This is a genomic window from Bradyrhizobium sp. SRL28 (assembly GCF_018596315.1).
In the GTDB taxonomy this organism is placed as follows: domain Bacteria; phylum Pseudomonadota; class Alphaproteobacteria; order Rhizobiales; family Xanthobacteraceae; genus Bradyrhizobium.
On the sequence record NZ_JAHEAG010000008.1, the window covers coordinates 140,914 to 158,886 of the forward strand.

Sequence of the window (17,973 nt, forward strand, 5' to 3'; positions counted from 1 at the left end):
GTATATGGCCATGACCGCAAACCCGATCGTCGGAATTAACACCCTCAACAAGTGGTATGGCGATTTTCACGTGCTGCGCGACATCAACCTCGATGTCGCCAAGGGCGAGCGCATCGTGATCTGCGGCCCGTCCGGCTCGGGCAAGTCGACACTGATCCGCTGCATCAACGCGCTGGAGGAGTTCCAGGAAGGCAACATCGTCGTCGACGGCATCGAACTGGGGCCGAACCTGCGGAAGGTGGACGAGGTCCGGCGCGAAGTCGGCATGGTGTTCCAGAGCTTCAACCTGTTTCCGCATTTGACCGTGCTGGAGAACTGCACGCTGGCCCCGATCTGGGTGCGCAATATCCCCAAAAAGGACGCTGAGGCGGCCGCGATGAAATATCTGGAGCGGGTCAAGATTCCGCACCAGGCCAACAAATATCCGGGCCAGATGTCGGGCGGTCAGCAGCAGCGCGTCGCGATCGCCCGCGCGCTGACGATGAATCCCAAGGTGATGCTGTTCGACGAACCGACCTCGGCGCTCGATCCCGAAATGGTCAAGGAAGTGCTCGACACCATGGTCGATCTCGCCAGGGAAGGCATGACCATGCTGGTCGTCACCCACGAAATGGGGTTTGCCCGCGAAGTCGCCAACCGCGTCGTGTTCATGGACGCCGGCCAGGTGATCGAGTCCAACACGCCGCAGGAATTCTTCGCCAATCCGCAGCACGCGCGGACGAAGTTGTTTTTGAGCCAGATCTTGCGGCACTGATCGATCGTAGGGTGGGCAAAGCGCAGCGTGCCCACCAACGGTATCGCCGTTGAGCGATGGTGGGCACGGCGCCAGCGCGCCTTTGCCCACCCTACGAAGCTGCGGCACTGATCAGGTAATGACGTAGCCCGGATGGAGCGCAGCGCAATCCGGGAATCCCGGACGCGGCACCAGCCCCCGGATTTCGCTGCGCTCCATCCGGGCTACGGAATCCCCTCACACCTTCTCGAACGGGACCTCGATCTTGGTGCGCTTTTCCAGCCATGCCGGCACCGGCAGGTTCTTCGAGCGCATGAACGCCGGATTGAACAGTTTTGACTGATAACGGTTGCCGGAGTCGGCGAGGATGGTGACGATGGTCTTGCCCGGCCCGAGCTGCTTCGCAAGCTGGATCGCACCCGCGATGTTGACGCCGGTCGAGCCGCCGAGGCACAGGCCTTCCTGCTCGAGCAGCTCATAGATCACCGTTACGGCTTCCTCGTCCGAAATCAGGAAAGCATCGTCAACCTTGGCCGTCTCGATCACGGGCGTGACGCGGCCTAGTCCGATGCCCTCGGTGATCGAGTCGCCCGGCGTCGATTTGGCGGTGCCGTGCTTGAACAGCTCGTACATCGCAAAGCCATGCGGATCGGCGCAGGCGTTGACGATGCCCGGGTGCTTCTCCTTCAGGTAGCGGCTGGTGCCGGCCAGCGTGCCGCCGGTGCCGACCGAGCAAATAAAACCGTCGATCTTGCCGCCGGTCTGCTCCCAGATCTCTGGTCCGGTGGACTCGTAATGCGCCTTGGCGTTGTCGAGGTTGTTCCACTGGTCGGCGAACAAGACGCCATTCGGCTCGGTCTTGCGAAGCTGGGCGGCCAGCCGCCGCCCGACATGCTGATAGTTGTTGGGATTGGAAAAGGGCAGCTGCGGTACCTCGACCAGCTCGGCGCCGCACAGCCGCAACATGTCCTTCTTTTCCTGGCTCTGCGTTTCCGGGATCAGGATCAGCGTGCGGTAGCCGCGGGCGTTCGCGACGACGGCGAGCCCGATGCCGGTATTGCCCGCAGTCGATTCCACCACCAGGCCGCCGGGCTTGAGCTCGCCCCGCTTCTCGGCCTCCAGGATCATCCACTTGCCCGCGCGGTCCTTGACCGACTGGCCGGGATTCATGAATTCGGCCTTGCCGAGAATGGTGCAGCCGGTCAGCTCAGATGCGCGCTTGAGCTTGATGAGGGGCGTGTTGCCGATCGCTTCGATAACGTCTTTGTTGTAGGCCATGTTTTGAAATTGCCGGTTTGTTTGCCCAATCGTTGGGCGACCCTAAAGGACCGCCGCAGGGCATACAAGCCAGCGCTGAAACAGGGCTGTCAGCCCGATTTCGCAAACACCACCTGACGCACGTCGATATTTCCGGACAGGAACCCCGCCTCGCAATAGGCGAGGTAATACTCCCACAGCCGCCGGAAGCGATCGTCGAAGCCTGACGGCGTCAGGTTGGGCCAGGCCGCGCGGAAATTGCTTCGCCAGATCGCAAGCGTCCTGGCATAATCTTGCCCGAAAATGCGCTCGCGGATGACGGGAACGCCGAAGCGCTCGCCGAGCGCTTTCAGGATCTGCGGCGAGGGCAGCATGCCGCCCGGAAAGACGTAGCGCTGGATGAAATCGACTTCGCGGCGATAGGTCTGGAACAGGCTGTCCTGGATGGTGATGGCCTGTATGCCTGCCAGCCCGCCGGGCAGCAGGCGGTCGCGCAACTGTGAAAAATATTTCGGCCAGAATTGCTCGCCGACAGCCTCGATCATCTCGATCGAGGCGATCCGGTCATAGCGGTCGCGCTCGTCGCGATAGTCCTGCAGCCTGATCTCGACCTTGTCGCTGAGGCCGGCATCGTGAATGCGCGCCTGGGCAAAATCGCGCTGCTCCTTGCTGATGGTGAGCCCGACGACTTTGGCGCTGAACGTCTTGGCGGCGTATTCGGCAAAGCCGCCCCATCCGCAGCCGATCTCCAAAAGCTTCTGGCCCGGCCGCAGATCTATTGCCTCGGCAAGCCGGCGATATTTGTTGTGCTGGGCTGCCGTCAGGTCGGAGGTGTCGTCCTCGAACAGCGCTGATGAATAGGTCATGCTGGGATCGAGCCACGCCGAATAGAACGCGTTGCCGATGTCGTAATGCGCATAGATGTTGCGGCGGGCCTGCCGCCGCGTGTTGCGGTTGAGCCAGTGCCGGACGACCTGGAACGTGCGCGTCAGCGGGTTGGCGACCAGCATGGTCTGCATCCAGTCCTGATTGACGCAGAACAGATAGAGGAATTGCGTGAGGTCGGGCGTGTCCCATTCGCCGCGCAGATAGGCTTCCGCAATGCCGATGTCGCCGCCGCGCAGCAGCCGCGAGGCGAAGCTGTAATCATAGATTGTCATCGCTGCGGCGGGGCCGGGACCGTTGCCGCCGAGCCGCACAATGCGGCCGTCGGCCAAGGTCACATCGAGCGTGCCGTGTTGCAGCTTTGAACCAAAGCCCAGCGCAAGCCGGACCAGGCGGGGCAATTCCGGAAACGTCGCGTCTACGGTTTCCGATGTGACCGAAATCAGCTCGGACATGGGCGATCCATCGAATGGCGGTTTACCCGGCCTCGCATGGTCGATCGACCCTGCTTCAAACCTTGGCACGGGTGGACAACGCCGGCGTAGTATAATCGTTGCCATTCCCGGTCGCCAAGCCGGTATTGAGGGCTGCGTCCTTCCGCGGCACCAGCCGAGCGCCCTTCAGCCAGAGCCGCAGCGCCTCCCAGTGGATCGCCGCTGTGATCTTGATTGTGACCAGCGGGAGGGCGAAGAACGCCCGCAGCAACTGCCTGGTGTTGAGCGCACGATGGCTGCCATTGAAAGTTGCAGCGAGCAGGGGGCCTTCGCGGTCGGTTTCCAGAATTCGCAGTTGCACACGCTCGCCCGGCGGCAGCACGCGAAAATGATAGAGCATCGCCATCTCGATGAAGGGCGAGACGTACAACAGCTTGTCCTGTTGCTGCCGCACGCCGGCGTCGCTGATTTCGCCAGATAGCACCGGCAGGACGTAAGCATGGATGTCGCCGAAGGTGTTGCGCACTTCATAGATCAGCAGCGCCAGCTCACCATCAGCGCGGTAGCAGAAATAGACTGACAGGGGATTGAACGCGTAGCCGAGCAGGCGGGGATAGCAGAGCAGCAGCACCCGTCCGCCCGTGAGGTCGATGCCGCGCTCGGCCGCGCAATGTTGCGCGTAGGCGCGCAAGGATGATCCGTCCCGCTCGCCATGGTCGGCCTCGTGGAAGCTGTAGAGCGCCGCGCGGTTGACGCCGAACAGCGGCGACTGCCGGTCGGCGTCCGCCAGCCGGTCGAGATCGATCAAGAGGCTCATCACGCGATAGTTGAAGCGATGGCCCATCGGCTTCAGCCGCGCATGCATGACGTCGCCGACGTAAAGCGCTGCTGCCGCGGCAGGAGCGTTGGGTTTCCTTGATCTGATTGGGGGCTCGCGCATGGCTACTCCGCAGCTTCCGCCAGTTCGGGCGGCGCTTGGCGCCATGGCGCCACCGCGCCGAGCGCTTCGGCAACCGCAAGGCCTGATCGCAATCCGTCCTCGTGGAAGCCGTATCCCGTCCATGCGCCGCAGAACCAGGTATGCCGGCGGCCCTGAATTTCGGGCAGGCGCTTCTGGGCGGCAAAGGCTCTGGCGTTATATTGCGGATGCTCGCACAGGTACCTGCCGAAGGTCAGTGCGGGGTCGGGCGTGACCGGCGGATTGAGGCTGACGAACAACGGCTTGTCGTCGTCGATGCCCTGCAGCGGGTTCATCCAGTAGGTCACCGACACATCGTTACCGACGCTTTGATCGAGGCCCCCTTGGCGCGGCCAGCGCAGGAAATTCCACGAAGCCCAGGCGCGCCGGCGCTTCGGCATCAGCGCGGGATCGCGGTGCAGATAGATCGTGTTGGGGGAATAGCCGATCGCGCCCAGTATCGCGCGCTCGCGGTCGTCGGCATCCGACAGCATCGCCAGCGCCTGGTCGCTGTGGGAAGCAATCACGACATGATCGTAGCTGTTGGCCTTGCCGTGGCTGTCGTGGACGACGACGCCATGCGCGGTGCGCTCGATTGCCGTGACGGCGCAGCCAAGCTTGATCCGGTCGCGGAATGAAGCGGTGAGTTTTTCGACATAGTGCTGGCTGCCGCCTTTCACGCTGCGCCAGACCGGGCGGTCATATTGCAGCAGGCGATGGTTGGCGAAGAAGGCGACGAAATTTTCGGCCGGGAAGTCCAGCATCTCGCTCGATGGCGCCGACCAGATCGCCGCGCCCATCGGCGCCAGATAATCGGTCAGCAGCCGCGGCGCAAAGTGACGCGTGCGGAAATATTCGCGGAGCGTCAGCCCGGCCAGTTTTCCGGCCGCGTAATCCTCGATGCTCTGCTGGTTGAAGGTGAGGATGTCGCGCAGCATCCAGAGGTAGGAGGGCGACAGCAGGTTGCCCGGCTGCGCGAACAATCCGCATGCGGTCTCGAACCAATTGTTGCCGCCGCCCTTCCACTCGAAGCGGCCGGTATCCGCCGTCACCGCAAAACTCATGCAGCTTTCGACGGTCTCGACACCGAGATGGTCAAACAGCGCCGTCAGGTCCGGATAGTTCAGTTCGTTGTAGACGATAAAGCCGATGTCGACCGCAAGCCGCGCGCCGTCATAGTCGATGCTGACGGTATGGCTGTGGCCGCCGGGCCTGAGTTCGCGGTCGTAGACGGTGACCTGATAATGATTCGACAAGGTCCAGGCCGCGGCATTGCCGCTGATTCCCGTCCCGACCACCGCGACCCGCATTTTTGGCCCTCCGTTGCACGCTGCGAGATACGGGGGGCTGTTCCCGGAGTTTCAGATCGGCCACAGGCACGGATTCGCTGTGCGGCGGGCGATGCGGGGACGTCAGAACAGGGGAAAAAACCCGGGAAAGCCCCATGAAATCTTCGTAAGATTTCGGCGATCCCGCGGCGTCCCGATAGAGTTCCAAACCCTATAAAATAAGGGGAAGGGAGCGCCTTTGCCGCCGGTTTTACGCGTCCAAACCGGTGATTGGTGAAGGCTGCGTGGGGCTGTCCGCGCCCGAGTCGCAAGGGTAGTATGGTGCTTCGGATCCAACGGAAGCATCACCCCGTGAACGTAACGCAGGCCATCAGGAGAAGCGCTCGCCGTGCGCCGGGCCGGGATTTGCCCGGTGGAGAACGGGTGTGACCCAGCGAACTGCAACTGCTGCGATTGAAGGCTGGCCTGCCCTTATTCCGGCCGGCAAGCGGCTGGCGCGATCGCTGGCGGCGTTTGTCCTCGTCGCCGCTTCCTCCGGCTGCATCCTGACCAAGGATCTTCCCGACCCCGCGCTCGACATACCCGAGGGCTACAAGGCGGCGCGGCCTTCGAAGGCCGCGGACGCGCCGCCGACGCTCGACTGGTGGCGCGGGTTTCGTTCGCGGGAACTGACGGGCCTGATGGAGGAGGCGCAGACCGTCAATCTGGACATTGCGGCGGCTACCGCGCGGTTCAGGCAGGCCGATGCACAGGCGCGGATCGCGGGCGCGGCACTGCTGCCCACACTTAGCGGCAGCGGCTCGGAGAGCTATTCGCGCACCTCCGGATCGAGCGCCAGCGGTTTGAGCATTGGCGGCCGTGAGGTGGTCAACTATTCGGCCTCGCTGAGCGCCAGTTACGAGCTGGACTTCTGGGGCAAGAACCGCGACGCCGCGCAGGCGGCCGAAGAGATCGCGGTCGCCAACCGCTTCGACCGCGACGTCGTCGCGCTAACCACGCTGACGACGGTGGCCAACGCCTATTTCCAGGTGCTAACCGCTCAGGACCGGCTTCGGACCGCGCAGCAGAACATCGCCAGCGCCGAGCGCATCCTCAACGCCATCCGCGACCGCTTCAAAGCCGGGACCGGCACCGACCTCGACGTCGCGCAGCAGGAGAGTGTGGTCGCCAACCAGCGCGCGCAGGTGCCACCGCTGAAACAGACGCTCGACCAGAACATCAACGCGCTGGCAACCCTGGTGTCGCGGCCGCCGGAATCCGTTCGCGTCAAGGGCGGGTCACTCAACCAGATCGGTTCGCCGCGGGTCACGCCTGGCCTGCCGTCGGAGTTGCTGACGCAGCGCCCTGACATCCGCCGACAGGAAGCGCAGCTTGCCACGGCGACCGCCAATGTCGGCAATGCCCGCGCGCAATTCTTTCCAAGCATCCAATTGACCGGGCAGGGTGGCTATCAAAGCTCGGCGCTGTCCTCGCTGTTTCAGCCGCACGCCGCCTTCTTCAGCATGGTCGGCAGCCTGACCCAGCCGATCTTCGACGGCGGCAGGATCCTCGGCAATTTCGAGTTCACCAAGGCGCGGCAGGACGAGTTGCTGCAGATCTATCGCAAGACCGTGGTGCAAGCCTTTGCCGATGTCGATAATGCCCTGTACTCGATCCGCCAGACCACGGAGAGGCTGCGGCTGCAGCGCGAAGTGGTGGCGGCATCGCGGCGGGCCTTCCAGCTTGCCGAGCAGCAGTTGCGGGCTGGAACCGCCGATATCGTAACTGTGCTAAATACGCAGACGACGTTATTCCAGGCGGAGGATTTGCTGTGGCAGGCCCAACTGGCCCGGCTGCAGGCGATCGTCAGTCTGTATCAGGCGCTGGGGGGCGGCTGGGAGCCTAGGATGGAAAGGCCGGTCGATGCTCTTTAAGCCGGAACTAAAGGACGACGCGAAGACGGCCGGCAAGCGCGTGGCGCGGGGCATTGGCCGCCGGATGGTGTCGCTGACGATCACGCTGTTGATCCTCGGCGGGCTCGGCTATCTCGGCTGGAACGCCTTTCAGCAGAAGCAGACCGGCCGTGGCGGGCCCGGTGCACGCCCCGACCTCCCGGTGCCGGTGCTGGCGGCTGTGCCGCGCACGCAGGATGTCCCGGTCTATCTCGACGCGGTGGGTTCGGTCCGCGCGCTGAACACGGTGACGGTGCGCGCCCAGGTCGACGGCAAACTGATCAAGGTAAATTTCGTCGAAGGCCAGGACGTCAAGCAGGGCGACGTGCTCGGCGAGATCGATCCCGTGATCTATCAGGCGCAGTACGACCAGGCGGTGGCGAAGAAGGCGCAGGATGAAGCCCTGCTTGCCAACCAGAAGCTCGATCTGGCGCGCTATCAGCAACTTGCGGCATCGAACGCCGGCTCCAAGCAACAGGCCGATACGCAGCGCGCGGTGGTGGCCCAGCAGGAGGCGCTGGTAAATGCCGACCAGGCCGCTATCGACAACGCAAAGGCGACGCTCGGCTATACCAAGATCATCGCGCCGCTGTCGGGGCGTGCCGGCCTGCGCCAGGTCGACCAGGGCAACATCATCCGCGCGGCTGACGTAACGGGTCTTGTGATCATCACCCAGTTGCAGCCGATTGCGGTGCAGTTCAGCCTGCCGCAGCAGCAGATCGTGCGGGTCAACGCCGCCGCCGGCAAGGGCGTGCTGGCGGTGGACGTGTTCGGCAATGACGGCGTGACGGTCGTCGATACGGGTACGCTCAAGGGCATCGACAACCAGGTCGATCCGACCACAGGCACGCTGAAGCTGAAGGCCGAATTCCCCAATGCCAAGTTTCAGCTCTGGCCCGGACAATTCGTCAATGTGCGGCTGAAGGTCGAAACGATCGAGAAGGCGATCGTGGTTCCGTCCTCGGCAGTGCAGCGCGGCCCGGCCGGCACGTTTAGCTACGTCATCGGCCCCGACAATGTCGCGACCGCCAAAGCGGTCGTGGTGACGCAGCAGAACGAAAACGATGCCGTGATCGCGAGCGGCCTTTCCACCTCCGACCGCGTCGTGACGACAGGCTTTGCCAATCTATCCGACGGCGCCAGGGTCCTGATCGGCACCGATGACCGCGCGCCGACCGCCGACCTCGCGCCGCGCAAGCGCAGCCGCAGCCCAGATGCCAAGGGAGACTCCAAGGGTGGTCAGGGCAAGGACGGCCAAGCGAAGGAAGGTCAAGCCCGGGAAAGTCAGGGCAAGGACGGCGAGCACCGCGGCAAGCGCGAGCGCGGCGAGGGCGATCAGAAGGGACAAACCGGCCCGGCACCGGCCGAGCCATCGGGCGGCGCGGCGAAGTCGCAGCCGTGATCGATACGCCGCACGCCTATAAATGAATTCGCAAGTGAGGACGCAACCATGAGCGTCTCCGAACCGTTCATCCGCCGGCCGATTGCGACCTCGCTATTGGGGATCGCGCTGATGATCGGCGGCGCGCTCGGCTATTGGGCGCTGCCGGTATCGGCGCTGCCGCAGGTCGATTTCCCGACCGTGCAGGTGACGACGCAACTGCCGGGCGCAAGCCCCGACGTGATCGCATCGTTGATCACGGCGCCGCTGGAGCGCCAGCTCGGGCAGATTCCGTCGCTGTCGTCGATGCAGTCGACCTCTTCATTCGGCGTCAGCCAGATCTCGCTACAGTTCGACCTCAATCGCGACATCGACGGCGCCACGCAGGACGTGCAGGCCGCGATCAACGCGGCGGCCGGAATCCTGCCGAAAAACCTGCCGTATCCGCCGACCTACGCCAAGGTGAACCCGGCGGACGCGCCGGTCCTGACGCTGGCGCTGACGTCGGAGACGATTTCGCTGCGCGCCATGAGCGATATCGCCGACACCATCCTCGGCCAGCGGCTCAGCCAGATTTCCGGCGTCGGGCGCGTTGCCATCCTCGGCGGGCTCAAGCCTGCGGTGCGGGTGCAGGCCGATCTGGCGCGGCTCGCCGCCTACGGCATCTCGATGGAGGATCTGCGCAACGCCATCGCGGGCGCCAATGTGTCGGGGCCGAAGGGATCGCTCGACGGCGCGCAGCAGGCCTACACCATCGCCGCCAACGACCAGATCGCGGCGGCGGAGGCTTACAAGCCGATCATCATCGCCTATCGCAACGGCTCGCCGGTCACGATCGGCGACGTCGCCATCATCATCGACGGGCTGGAGAACGACCGCACCGGCGGCTGGTATCAGGGCACGCCGGCCGTGATCATCGACATCCAGCGGCAACCCGGCGCCAACGTGATCGAGGTGGTCCGGCAGATCCGTGCGGAAATTCCCAAGGTGCAGCGCGCGATCCCGGCCGGCGTCAATCTGACCATCGTTTCGGACCGCACCGTCACCATTCGCGCCTCGGTGCGCGACGTCCAGTTCACGCTGATCCTTTCCGTGGTGCTGGTCACGCTGGTGGTGCTGCTGTTCCTGCGGTCGCTGCGCGCGACCCTGATCGCGGGCGTGGCGCTGCCGCTGTCGCTGATCACGAGCTTCGGGATCATGTATTTCGCAGGCTTCAGCCTCGACAATCTGTCGCTGATGGCACTGACGATCGGCACCGGCTTCGTGGTCGACGACGCCATCGTGATGATCGAGAACATCGTCCGCCACATGGAGAACGGCGAATCCGTGATGGAGGCGTCGCTGAAGGGCGCCAGCGAAATCGGCTTCACCGTGATCTCGCTGACGGTGTCGCTGATCGCGGTCTTCATCCCGCTGCTGTTCATGTCCGGGCTGGTCGGGCGCATGTTCCGCGAATTCGCACTCACGCTGACGATTGCGGTCGTGACCTCGGCGATCGTGTCGCTGACGCTGACGCCGATGATGTGCTCGCGGCTGCTCAAGCATGTCGGCGAGGAGATGACGGTACCCGGGCTTGCCGCGGTCAGCCGCTTCATCGACCGCATGGTCGCCCTCTACCATCGCTCGCTGCTGTGGGTGCTGCAGCGCCAGCGCGCGACCCTTGTGGTAACGTTTGCCACCATCATTGCCACGCTGGTCATGTATGTGATCGCGCCGAAGGGCTTTTTGCCGCTGCAGGACACCGCGTCGATCACCGCGGTAACCGAGGCCGGCCCCGATGTTTCCTTTGCCGAGATGCAGAGCCGGCAGGCGGCGGCAGCGGCTGCGATCCAGGCCGATCCGGATGTCGTCGGCGTGGTCTCCGTGATCGGGGCGGGCTCGGTCAACCCGACCACCAATGTCGGACGTCTGGTGATGACGCTGCGGCCGCGCGGCGAACGGCACGACGACATTTCCGTCGTGGTCGACCGGCTCAAGCAGCGCACCGCGTCGATCCCCGGCATGACCATCTATTTCCAGCCGGTGCAGGACGTGCAGATCTCGACCCAGTCGAGCCGCTCGCAGTACCAGTATACGCTGACCGGCACCGATGCGGCGCAGGTCTCGCTGTGGTCTCAGAAGCTCATTGCCGAAATGCGGCGGGATCCGCTGTTCCGCGACGTCTCGTCGGAAGCACAGGAAGGCGGCTTGCGCGCCGCGCTCGACATCAACCGCCAGCGCGCCGGCCAGCTCGGCGTCAGCATCCAGGCGGTCAACGACACCCTCAACGACGCCTTCGCGCAGCGGCAGATTTCGACTATCTACGGCCAGGCCAACCAGTATCGCGTGGTGCTGGAGGCGATGCCGATGTACCAGCGCGATCCGTCGATCCTGTCGAAGCTCTATCTGCCGGGGGCCGCGAGTACGACCGCAGGCGCGCCCGGCGCCCAGGTGCCGCTGTCGGCGGTGGCGACGCTGACCCGCACCACCGCGCCGCTGGCGATCTCACATCTCGCGCAATTTCCGGCCGTCTCGCTCAGTTTCAACCTCGCGCCCGGTGAGGCGCTGGGCGATGCCGTCGAGGCGGTGAAGAAGATCGAGACCAGTATCGGCATGCCCGGCAGCATCGTCGGCGTCTATGCGGGCGATGCGGCCGAATTCTCGAAATCGCTGGCCGGCCAGCCCTGGCTCATTCTGGCGGCGATCGTCACCATCTACATCGTGCTTGGCGTGCTCTACGAGAGCTACATTCACCCGATCACCATTCTCTCGACGCTGCCGTCCGCAGGCGTCGGCGCCATTCTGGCGCTGATGCTGTTCGGGCAGGACCTCTCGGTGATCGGCCTGATCGGCATCATCCTGTTGATGGGCATCGTCAAGAAGAACGCGATCATGATGATCGACTTCGCGCTAGAGGCGGAGCGGCATCAGGGCATGTCGCCTCATGAAGCCATCGTGCAAGCCTGCCTGTTGCGGTTCCGCCCGATCATGATGACGACGCTGGCGGCGTTGTTCGGCGCGCTGCCGCTGGCGATCGAAAGCGGCACCGGCGCCGAGCTGCGCTTTCCGCTCGGCATCTCCATCATCGGTGGGTTGCTGCTGAGCCAGGTGCTGACGCTCTACACGACGCCGGTGATCTATCTGGCGCTCGACCGGCTCAATCGCAAAATCGAGAAGGCGGTACCGGACCCAGGGCCCCCCGGGCCGACGGTTGCCGGCGCGACCGAGGGGATGCAATAGATGGCATCGATCTCGGAGCCCTTCATTCGGCGGCCGGTTGGCACCACGCTGCTGGCGATCGGGCTCTTTCTGGTCGGCATCGTCGCCTATGTCTTCCTGCCGGTCTCGTCGGTTCCCAATGTCGAATTTCCGATGATCCGGGTCTCGGCGACGCGTCCGGGCGCGGACCCTTCCGTGATGGCGGCCACCGTCGCAGCCCCCCTGGAGCGGCGGCTCGGCCAGATCGCCGGCATCGACCAGATCACCTCGACCAGTTCGCTCGGTTCCACCAGCATCCAGTTGCAGTTCTCGATCGGCCGCGACATCGACCGCGCTGCGCGTGACGTGCAGGCCGCGATCAACGCCTCACTGGCGGACCTGCCGAGCGACCTGCCGTCGCTGCCGCGATTCCGCAAATCCAATCCCGCAGCCGCTCCGGTGTTCGTGCTGGCGCTGACGTCGAAGACGCTGACGACGAGCGCGATGTACGACGTCGCCGATACCGTGATCGCGCAGCGTATCTCGCAGGTGCCGGGCGTCGGCGAAGTCACGGTCTCTGGCGCCGACCAGCCTGCGGTACGTATCGCGCTCAACCCGGTGGCGCTGTCGAATGCTGATATCGCCACCGACGACGTGCGGCTCGCCATCATCAACGCCAATCCGCTGGGGCCGGTCGGCATCTTCAACGGTGGCCGCCAGAGCGAGACGATTTCGACCAACAAGCAGATGCGCACCGCGGCGGAATTCCGCGACATCATTATCAAGAGCTCGGCCGGCAATTTCGTTCGCCTTGCCGACGTCGCCGACGTCGAGGATTCCGTTCGCAACAGCCGCTCGATCGCCTGGTTCAACAAGCAGCCGGCGGTCCTGATCCAGATCACCAAGCAGGGCGACGCCAACGTCATCGACACCGTCGATCGGGTGAGGGCGCTACTCCCGGAATTGAAGCAATGGCTGCCGGGCGGCGTCGAGATTTCGACGCTGGTCGACCGCACCAACACCATCCGCGCCAGCGTGCTCGACATGCAGTTCACGCTGCTGGCGACCGCCTTCCTGGTGATGGCGGTGGTGTTCACGTTCCTGCGGCGGCTGACGCCGACCATCGCGGCGGGCGTCTCGGTGCCGCTGGCGCTGGCCGGCACCTGCGCCGGCATGTGGCTCGCCGGATTCTCGATCGACAATCTGTCGCTGATGGCGCTCGCGATCTCCGTCGGCTTCGTGGTCGACGACGCCATCGTCATGATCGAGAACATGTATCGCAACCTCGAGCAGGGCATGGCGCCGTATCCGGCCGCGCTCGAGGGCGCCAAGCAGATCGGTTTTACGGTGCTGTCGATCAGCCTGTCCCTGATCGCGGCATTTACGCCGCTGATCTTCATGGACGGGATCGTCGGCCGGCTGTTGCGCGAGTTCTCGCTGACGCTGACTTTCGCCATCGTGGTGTCGACCGTGGTCTCGCTCACGATCACGCCGATGATCTGCGCGCATTACATCAAGGAAGCGACATCGGACCGTGCGACCTGGTTCGATCGCCTGGTCGAGGGCACGCTGTCGCGCATCGTCTCCTTCTATACCTGGACGCTGCGGGCGGTGCTGGGCTTCCCGTTCCTGACCCTGCTCGTGTTCTTTGCCACGATTGCGCTGACGGTCGTGCTGTATATCAAGACGCCGAAGGGCTATTTCCCGACCGACGACAGCGGGTTTGTGATCGGCGCGACACGTGCATCCCCCGACACTTCGTTCCAGGCGATGCTCGGGCTGCAGCAGCAACTGGCCGATATCGTGATGGCCGACCCGGCGGTGGCCGGCGTCGGATCCTCGCTCGGCGGCACCGCCGGCCCGGGCGGTGGCGGCTCCAACCGCGGCACCATGTTCATCAGCCTGAAGCCGCCGGAGGAGAGGGCGGGCCTATCGACCTCGCAGGTGATCGACCGGCTACGCCGCAATCTCTACCGCGTCGCCGGCATCCGCCTGTTCATGTTCGCGGCACAGGACATCCGTACCGGCGGCCGGCAAAGCGATTCCGACTATCAGTATACGCTGTCGAGCACCGACCTCGATCTGCTGCAGAAATGGGCGCCGCTGGTGGCGAAGCGCATGGAGACGGTGGAGGGCATCACCGACATTTCGAGCGACCGCGATCCCGGCGGGCTGCAATTGTCGCTGGTGATCGACCGCAAGACCGCCTCGAGCCTCGGTGTGCGTGTCCAGGATATCGACAACGCTCTGAACAACGCGTTCGCGCAGCGGCAGATCTCGATCATCTATACCCAGCGGAACCAGTACATGGTGGTGCTGGAAATCGACCCGAAGTTCCAAAGCGATCCCTCAAATCTGGAGCGCATCTTCGTGGCCGGCGCCAACGACGCGCAGGTACCGCTGTCGGCCGTGGTGCGCTACCAGCGCGGCCTGTCGCCGCTCGCGGTGTATCACTCGCAATCGTTTCCCTCGACGACCGTCTCGTTCAATTTGCTGCCCGACGTGCCGCTGGAGGTCGCGACCACAAACATCCAGCGCGCGGTCGAGGAACTGCACATGCCGGAAGGCATCCGCGGCAGTTTCGACGGCAATGCCGGCGATTTCAACAAGACCAGCGGGCGGCAGCCGCTGCTGATCCTCGGCGCACTGGTGGCGATGTATATCGTGCTCGGTGTGCTCTATGAGAGCCTGGCGCACCCGATCACGATCATCTCGACATTGCCGTCCGCAGGGCTCGGCGCGCTGCTCGCCCTGCAGGTGACGAATACGCCGCTGACGGTGATCGCCTTTGTCGGCATCATCCTCCTGATCGGCATCGTCAAGAAGAACGGCATCATGATGGTCGATTTCGCGCTCGATGCCGAGCGCAACCGCGGCCTGTCGTCGGCGGATGCGATCTTCGAGGCATGCCGCGCCCGCTTCCGGCCGATCCTGATGACGACGATGGCGGCCTTGTTTGCCGGCATTCCGCTGGTTATTGCCACCGGCCCCGGCACCGAGCTGCGCCGGCCGCTCGGCATCACCATCATCGGCGGATTGTTCGTTTCGCAGATCCTGACGCTGTATACGACGCCGGTGATCTACCTCCTGATCGACCGGCTGCGGCAGCGATCCCGGCCGGCCCCGCTTCCAGCGCCCGCGGAATAGTTGAATTACTGGCCACGAAGCGTATAGCGGGCGGATGTCAGAACAACCCAATCCCCAGGCCGGAGCCGCCGTGGAGGTGGTCCCGGACTGTCCGCATTGCGGCAAGCCGCTGCCGCTCTGCATCTGCGACAGCGTCACCCCGATCGAAAGCAGGATCGACCTCCTGATCCTGCAGCACCCGCAGGAGCAGGACAGGACGCTCGGCACCGCGCGGCTCACGGCGATGCATTTCAACGATGCGGTCGTCAAAATCGGCCTGTCCTGGCCAAGCCTCTCCAAGGCGCTGGGACGGAAAGTCGATGATCCCTCGCGCTGGGCGGTGCTTTATCTCGGCTCGGCCAAGGTCGCCGATCTCGATACCGACGCCGAGATCGTCGCGATCAACCGCAAGGGTGAGGTCGAGCCGCACCAGCGCGCCATCCTCTCCGACATCGAAGGCGTCGTGCTGCTCGACGGAACCTGGAGCCAGGCCAAGGCGCTGTGGTGGCGCAACGCGTGGATGCTGAAGTGCCAGCGGGTGATCCTCGGACCCAAGCGGCCGTCGCGTTACGGCCAGCTCCGCAAGGAGCCGCGCCGCGACGGCCTTTCCACGATCGAGGCCGCAGGCCTGCTACTGGCCGGTCTGGAGAAGCGGCCTGAAATCGCCGAAACGCTCAACGCAAGCTTTGACCGCATGTTGGCACGGTATCGGGAAGTGCAGACCGAAATGCCCGAGCTCGCCCCCAAGCCGAAGAAGCGGGATTATCGCCGTCGCAAGCGGGGCTGACTTCGCCGTTTCAACCACAGGGATGTCGACGAGGTTCGTGTATCTCGTTGGGTGTACAGTGTTGTACCGTTACCCGCTTGGTTCCAATGTCTGTATCAGGGCATAGGTAATCCCAGTTTGCCCGGAAACAGCTGTGGACAATGGTGACACAAATCTTGACGGTGCTAAATTCCTTGCTCTCCGCGTAACAATTTGGAGCGATAGTCCAATGACTTTAAGCACCGAAATACTGACGCGTTCTCCGTTACTCGACGCAGACGACCTCGAAGGAGAAATCGGCAACATCATCCAGAGAACTCGGCGAGTGCCCGTCTTTCGAGAAGTGTCCGAAAGCCACAACGATCATCCGTTACTGAAAGACCCGATGCCCGACTACGTCGAGCACAAGGAAGGTGTCAATCAGGTCGGCAAACTCTCAGCCGAAGCTGTGGTCCGCGAGTACGACGCGGCGGTGAAAGAGATTGAAGCGCTCGGTGCCGAATTGTCCGAGGCCGCCAAGAAATGTGAGGCGATGGTTGCCGGCGTTCACGCCATGGTGACCGAGATCAAGGAATTGGCGGCGAACTATCGCGAGGAAGGCAAGCGCTACTTCCTGCAGATTGAGGATTGTTCCCTGATGACATCCGAAGTCCGCACCGTCTGCGAGATGCTCAAAAAGAAAATTGCCGCAGGTAGTAGTCTCGCCGCCTGATGTTCCGGCTGTGGCCGGTCCTGCTAATGGCCGCACCGTTCATCGTCGCGGCCATTAGCTGGGTGTTCTAACGGCGCACCGGGCATTTAGGCGAAGCGCAGTTCACCTTTTGGCGGAGTTGCTTGCTCGGCTGAAGAGCGCTTTCGCTGCTCGAAGCGCGTGAGTCCGGCCGCAATGGGCGGGTCCGGAGAGCAGCAGCGCGGTCAAAATCGGCTGGCCGCCCCAGCCGCCATGCCACACCCTGTGCCATTGTGGCGTTATGTCGCCAACGCCGCCCCGCGAAACGGGGAGCCATTTGCAGGCTCAACGATTATCTGCGGCCAAATGCATCTGGCATCGAGCGGCCGGGGGCGGCTCGTCTTCAACACTTTCATACCCTCTGCGCTCCCAGGGAAAGGATATTGGCGGTTTGTCGTCTTCTATCACCTCGTATCTTCCTTTCGGTGGCGCCGAACTCAGCCTCCGGAAGAAATTCCGCCTGTTCTTCACGGTCGGCATCATCGTCCTGCTACTCGGCGGCGCCAAGGCAGTCGTTCACTATTTCGGGTTCGAGTTCCTCGACCTGAACGGGCTGGTGACAAGCGGCATTGGTGGCGCCATCTTCATCATCGGCTTCCTGCTGTCGAGTATTCTCAAGGATTACAAGGAAGCCGAGCAGATTCCGACGGCACTGCGCACCGCGATCGAAGCAGTCGACGGCGATCTGGAATGCTTCGCGCGGAGCAACGAACGCTTCAATCTCAGGGAAGCGCGGCAGATCCTGATCGAGGTCATCGCAAAGCTGCGCGAAGGTCTGGGCCGTGCCTACCACCACAAGAACATTTCCCCCGCGCTCGACGAACTCGGCAAGCTGACGCCTGTCCTCGGTCGACTGGAGGGCATGGGCATGGCTGCGAATTTCGTCGTACGCCTGCGCACCAATCAGGATGCGATCCGCAGGGTGCTGCTTCGCATCTACACCATCCAGCGCGTCGAATTCGTCCCATCGGTGCATGTCCTCGTCCAAACGCTGGTCTTCTCGATCATCGTCCTGCTGCTCCTCCTGAAGACGGAGGGCGATCCGGCCGCGGCCATGTTGTTTGGGTTCATCACCTACATGTTCGTCTATGTCCTGTATTTGATCCGGCTCCTCGAACAACCGTTCACCAAGGGGCGCGGTTCCGTCGATGACGTCAGCTTCTTCCTGCTCGATGAACTGGAGGAGCAATTGCGGCGCTCGCTCGACCCCGCCGTTGGCCGGCCGCGGCTTCAGGCAATAGAGGGGGTCTGAGCGGTGCACGATATCCGGACGGGGCGGCGAGGGTGGTGCGCCGTCCGCGTCCGT

At 63.7% G+C, this 17,973-nt stretch carries 12 protein-coding genes; 8 read left to right on the forward strand and 4 right to left on the reverse strand.

Features of this window, described 5'->3' with window-relative positions; genetic code table 11:
• The first annotated feature begins 10 nt into the window (after positions 1-10).
• Positions 11-754, forward strand: coding sequence for an amino acid ABC transporter ATP-binding protein (locus KIP88_RS19290; protein ID WP_249790870.1), 744 nt, complete (start codon positions 11-13; stop codon positions 752-754).
• A 216-nt stretch (positions 755-970) separates the two neighbouring features.
• Here KIP88_RS19290 and KIP88_RS19295 read toward each other — a convergent pair whose 3' ends face one another.
• The 4 genes from KIP88_RS19295 to KIP88_RS19310 form a co-directional block, all read right to left on the reverse strand.
• Positions 971-2,011, reverse strand: a complete 1,041-nt coding sequence (locus tag KIP88_RS19295; protein WP_214489531.1) for a cysteine synthase A — start codon at positions 2,009-2,011, stop codon at positions 971-973.
• A gap of 89 nt (positions 2,012-2,100) precedes the next feature.
• Positions 2,101-3,330, reverse strand: coding sequence for a cyclopropane-fatty-acyl-phospholipid synthase family protein (locus tag KIP88_RS19300; protein ID WP_214489532.1), 1,230 nt, complete (start codon positions 3,328-3,330; stop codon positions 2,101-2,103).
• A gap of 55 nt (positions 3,331-3,385) precedes the next feature.
• Complete coding sequence (locus KIP88_RS19305; protein WP_249790871.1) at positions 3,386-4,249, reverse strand: DUF1365 domain-containing protein; 864 nt, start codon at positions 4,247-4,249, stop codon at positions 3,386-3,388.
• A 2-nt stretch (positions 4,250-4,251) separates the two neighbouring features.
• Positions 4,252-5,577 carry an NAD(P)/FAD-dependent oxidoreductase gene (locus tag KIP88_RS19310; protein WP_214489534.1) on the reverse strand — a complete coding sequence of 442 codons (1,326 nt, stop codon included), beginning with the start codon at positions 5,575-5,577 and terminating at the stop codon, positions 4,252-4,254.
• 452 nt (positions 5,578-6,029) lie between these two features.
• Between KIP88_RS19310 and KIP88_RS19315 the strand changes: the two genes are divergently transcribed.
• The 7 genes from KIP88_RS19315 (at position 6,030) to KIP88_RS19345 (ending at position 17,919) form a co-directional block, all read left to right on the forward strand.
• A complete protein-coding gene (locus tag KIP88_RS19315) occupies positions 6,030-7,469 on the forward strand; it encodes an efflux transporter outer membrane subunit (protein ID WP_374226482.1) in 1,440 nt (479 codons plus the stop codon).
• Positions 7,459-8,889, forward strand: a complete 1,431-nt coding sequence (locus tag KIP88_RS19320; protein ID WP_214489536.1) for an efflux RND transporter periplasmic adaptor subunit — start codon at positions 7,459-7,461, stop codon at positions 8,887-8,889. Before KIP88_RS19315 ends, KIP88_RS19320 begins: the two co-directional genes overlap by 11 nt.
• 48 nt (positions 8,890-8,937) lie before the next feature.
• A complete protein-coding gene (locus KIP88_RS19325) occupies positions 8,938-12,087 on the forward strand; it encodes an efflux RND transporter permease subunit (protein ID WP_214489537.1) in 3,150 nt (1,049 codons plus the stop codon).
• Positions 12,088-15,192: an efflux RND transporter permease subunit gene (locus KIP88_RS19330; RefSeq protein ID WP_214489538.1), complete on the forward strand. Its 3,105-nt coding sequence runs from the start codon at positions 12,088-12,090 to the stop codon at positions 15,190-15,192.
• A 34-nt stretch (positions 15,193-15,226) separates the two neighbouring features.
• Positions 15,227-15,958 carry a tRNA-uridine aminocarboxypropyltransferase gene (locus KIP88_RS19335; RefSeq protein ID WP_214489539.1) on the forward strand — a complete coding sequence of 244 codons (732 nt, stop codon included), beginning with the start codon at positions 15,227-15,229 and terminating at the stop codon, positions 15,956-15,958.
• A gap of 208 nt (positions 15,959-16,166) precedes the next feature.
• On the forward strand, positions 16,167-16,649 hold the full coding sequence (locus tag KIP88_RS19340; protein WP_214489540.1) for a hypothetical protein: 483 nt from the start codon (positions 16,167-16,169) through the stop codon (positions 16,647-16,649).
• A gap of 409 nt (positions 16,650-17,058) precedes the next feature.
• A complete protein-coding gene (locus tag KIP88_RS19345) occupies positions 17,059-17,919 on the forward strand; it encodes a hypothetical protein (protein WP_214489541.1) in 861 nt (286 codons plus the stop codon).
• Positions 17,920-17,973: the final 54 nt, after the last annotated feature.

Excerpts from the sequence above, each read along its gene's own strand:
- KIP88_RS19340 (WP_214489540.1), top strand. The coding sequence starts at position 16,167 with ATGACTTTAAGCACCGAAATACTGACGCGTTCTCCGTTACTCGACGCA.
- KIP88_RS19320 (WP_214489536.1), top strand. The coding sequence starts at position 7,459 with ATGCTCTTTAAGCCGGAACTAAAGGACGACGCGAAGACGGCCGGCAAG.
- KIP88_RS19325 (WP_214489537.1), top strand. The coding sequence starts at position 8,938 with ATGAGCGTCTCCGAACCGTTCATCCGCCGGCCGATTGCGACCTCGCTA.
- KIP88_RS19290 (WP_249790870.1), top strand. The coding sequence starts at position 11 with ATGACCGCAAACCCGATCGTCGGAATTAACACCCTCAACAAGTGGTAT.
- KIP88_RS19335 (WP_214489539.1), top strand. The coding sequence starts at position 15,227 with ATGTCAGAACAACCCAATCCCCAGGCCGGAGCCGCCGTGGAGGTGGTC.
- KIP88_RS19300 (WP_214489532.1), bottom strand. The coding sequence starts at position 3,330 with ATGTCCGAGCTGATTTCGGTCACATCGGAAACCGTAGACGCGACGTTT.
- KIP88_RS19305 (WP_249790871.1), bottom strand. The coding sequence starts at position 4,249 with ATGCGCGAGCCCCCAATCAGATCAAGGAAACCCAACGCTCCTGCCGCG.
- KIP88_RS19295 (WP_214489531.1), bottom strand. The coding sequence starts at position 2,011 with ATGGCCTACAACAAAGACGTTATCGAAGCGATCGGCAACACGCCCCTC.
- KIP88_RS19310 (WP_214489534.1), bottom strand. The coding sequence starts at position 5,577 with ATGCGGGTCGCGGTGGTCGGGACGGGAATCAGCGGCAATGCCGCGGCC.
- KIP88_RS19330 (WP_214489538.1), top strand. The coding sequence starts at position 12,088 with ATGGCATCGATCTCGGAGCCCTTCATTCGGCGGCCGGTTGGCACCACG.